Genomic DNA, 2,790 nt, shown 5'->3' on the forward strand with positions numbered 1-2,790 from the left:
CTCGTCGGCGATCCACACGCGCTGCCAGAACCGGACGAGGTCCGGCCGGGTGTCGACGGCGCGCACGACGGCGTCGGCGTGCTCCCGTGCGAGGACCTTGAGCTGCGACCCACCGGCGGGCGTGACGCCGCGGGGGAGTCGACGCGGGACGGGGACACGGATCATGTGCTTGCGCCACGCCCAGTGCGGGAACCGCAGGCGCGGCAGGCCGCCCCCACGACCCCACTCCGACCACGGCAGCGGGTGCACGCCGAGGAACGAGGTCCCGTGGTTCGCCTCGAGCAGCGCGGTCAGCTCCGCCGGGTTCCCGAGCGGGTAGTCGCTGCCGGTGAGGACCGCGACGTGCGACACGTCCGTCTCCGCGAGGGCGGCCCGGTAGCCCTCGACCTCGGCGGCGACGTTCTCCCAGCGCGCCCAGCCGGTGCGCATCCGCGGCAGCAGGCGCACCCGTGCGGGCAGGTCGGCGGTCATCGCGGCCCACACGTCGTCCGGCGTCCGCGCGTCGCAGTGCAGGAACACCGGGAACGGGTCGAGCGCCTCGATCAGGCGACGGACGTGTGCCGGGTCCTCGTGGGCGAGGACGACGCACGCCACGGCGGGGGAGTTGGCCATGTCCGCGACGCTACGGTGGCCGCCGAACACCGACAAGGCGGGGTCGGACCGGGTGCGGGGAAGCAGCGGTTTCCCGCACCCTGGCCCCTGATCAGCGTTTCTTGCGGAACCGGGGGCAGTCGCAGAGCGCGCAGTCGGTGCCGGGACGGTAGTGCTCGTGCGCGTCCCGCACGTGACCGCAGACACACGTCGGGGCGTCCTCGAGCACGACTTCGAGGACGGCGGAGGACTCGGGCATCGGGTCCAGCGGCATGCGTCCTCCTCGTGCCCCGACCTGATGCCCGGGATCCCCACGATCTTAGGGGAGCGCCGGCTGTCAGGTGGCGGCAAACCGCAAGGTCCGCGCACGCGCCGGGGGCCCTCGTTGACCCCCGCACGCCACCACCGGAGCATCGGAGCATGACCGACCGTCCCACGATGACCGGCGTGCTCACCCTGCAGCCCGCGATGCCCGCCGCGGAGCCGCCGACCTGGCCCGGAGCGGCCTGGGTCGGTGCCGTCGACCGGCACCGGGCACTCGCGGCCGACGCGGTCGTGCTCGCCGACGCCGAGGGCTTCCGTCGCGCGCGGCTCCTCGTCCGCGACGGCCGCGAACTCGCGGGGTCCGTCGACGTCGCGATCGGACCGGGCGGCGCCCTGGACCCGGCCGAGACGGCACGCGCGTTGCGCGCACTCCGCGCCACGGGCCTCCCGGCCGGGCCGACGGGCGCGCCCGTCGGCCGCATCACCGTCGTCGTCGCCACCCGCGACCGACCCGAGGACGTCCGACGCTGCGTCGCGTCGGTCCTGGCGTCGGAGTGGGACGACCTCGAAGTGATCGTCGTCGACAACGCGCCGAGCACGTCCGCCACCCGCGACGTGGTCGCGTCGTTCGCGGACGCACGCCTGCAGTACGTCCTGGAGGCCCGTGCCGGGGTCTCGCGTGCACGCAACGCCGGTCTCGCGGCGGCCACCGGCGACGTCGTCGCCTTCGTCGACGACGACGTGGTCGTCGACGCGTGGTGGGCAGCGGCGCTCGCCGCCGCGTACGCCCGCGACGCGGACGTCGTCTGCGTGACCGGGCTCGTGCCGAGCGGGGAGCTCCGCACCCCGACGCAGCGCTACTTCGACGAACGGGTCACCTGGGCGCGCAACACCGACCGCCGGGTGTACCGGACCGCGGAGCCGCCGGCGGACCTGCCGCTGTTCCCGTTCTCGGTCGGGGCGTTCGGGACCGGCGCGAACATGTCGCTCCGGCGCGAGGCGGCGCTCGAGCTCGGCGGGTTCGACGTCGCCCTCGGCCCCGGCACCCCGGCGCGTGCGGGCGAGGACCCGGACCTCTTCACGCGGGTGCTGTCTCCGGGCGGGGCGCTCGCCGTGAGCCCTCCGCGATCGTCTGGCACAAGCACCGCGCCGACCGCGAGGCCCTGCGATCACAGGCACTCGGGTACGGGACGGGCCTCGGGGCCTGGGTCGCGAAGCTGATGAGCCGGCCCGGGACCGCCCTCGCCGTGCTCCGGCGGTCGGTCGGGGCGCTCCGGCAGCTCGGCGCGCTCGGGCAGGGCAGCGGCGACCAGGTCTCGGCAGCGGTGGACGCGGTCGGCGGGTGGCCGGTGGACGACGAGTTCCGTGCGGCGACGGCGGGGCTCAAGCGGGCGGAGCTCGTCGCGGCGCTCGGCGGGCCGTGGCGGTACGTGCGCGGGCGGCTCGCGGCGCGGTAGGGCGCGGCGCCGGCTGGGGCTGGTTCGCGTGCGGGCTGGTCCGGGTGCCGGGCTGGTCCGGGCGCGGGCGCGGGCGCGGGTCGTTGCCAGCGCTGGGGAGCGACGTGGTCGTTGTCGTGCGACGACGGCTCCGTCGGACGACCGCGACGCGCGCGCACCGGCCCGGCGGACGGACGGACGCGTGCGACAGCGACAGCGGCACCGAGCCCGGCGAACGGACGCGGGCCCGGCAGCGCAGCGCCGGCTGGGGCGGGTTCGCGGGCACGGGCGCGGGCTGGTCCGGGCGCGGGCGCGGGCGCGGAGCGTTGCCGGCGCGGGGGAGCGACGTGGCCGTTGTCGTGCGACGACGGCTCCGTCGGACGACCGCGACGCGCGCGCACCGGCCCGGCGGACGGACGGACGCGTACGACAGCGGCACCGAGCCCGGCGAACGGACGCGGGCCCGGCGGCGCAGCGCCTCAGGGACGGAAGCGCCCCT

General features: G+C 76.7%; 4 protein-coding genes. 2 read left to right on the top strand and 2 right to left on the bottom strand.

From position 1 onward, the window contains the following. The coding region (locus I59_RS07565; RefSeq protein WP_031273295.1) for a beta-1,6-N-acetylglucosaminyltransferase at nt 1–612 on the bottom strand (612 nt) is incomplete at its 3' end. Between the two features lie 91 nt (nt 613–703). Further along, nucleotides 704–865, bottom strand: a complete 162-nt coding sequence (locus I59_RS22750) for a hypothetical protein (RefSeq protein ID WP_022903341.1) — start codon at nt 863–865, stop codon at nt 704–706. Nucleotides 866–1,011: 146 nt separating this feature from the next. On the opposite strand from I59_RS22750, the gene I59_RS19480 reads away from it, so the two are divergent. Beyond that, entirely contained in the window at nt 1,012–2,076 is a 1,065-nt protein-coding gene (locus tag I59_RS19480) for a glycosyltransferase family A protein (protein ID WP_049976548.1), read from the top strand. Continuing rightward, nucleotides 2,076–2,312 (top strand): hypothetical protein, encoded by a 237-nt coding sequence (locus I59_RS20775; protein WP_049976549.1) that lies wholly within the window; start codon nt 2,076–2,078, stop codon nt 2,310–2,312. Before I59_RS19480 ends, I59_RS20775 begins: the two co-directional genes overlap by 1 nt. The last annotated feature ends 478 nt before the right edge of the window (nt 2,313–2,790 follow it).

It is taken from the genome of Curtobacterium sp. B8 (assembly GCF_000333315.1).
In the GTDB taxonomy this organism is placed as follows: Bacteria; Actinomycetota; Actinomycetes; order Actinomycetales; family Microbacteriaceae; genus Curtobacterium; species Curtobacterium luteum.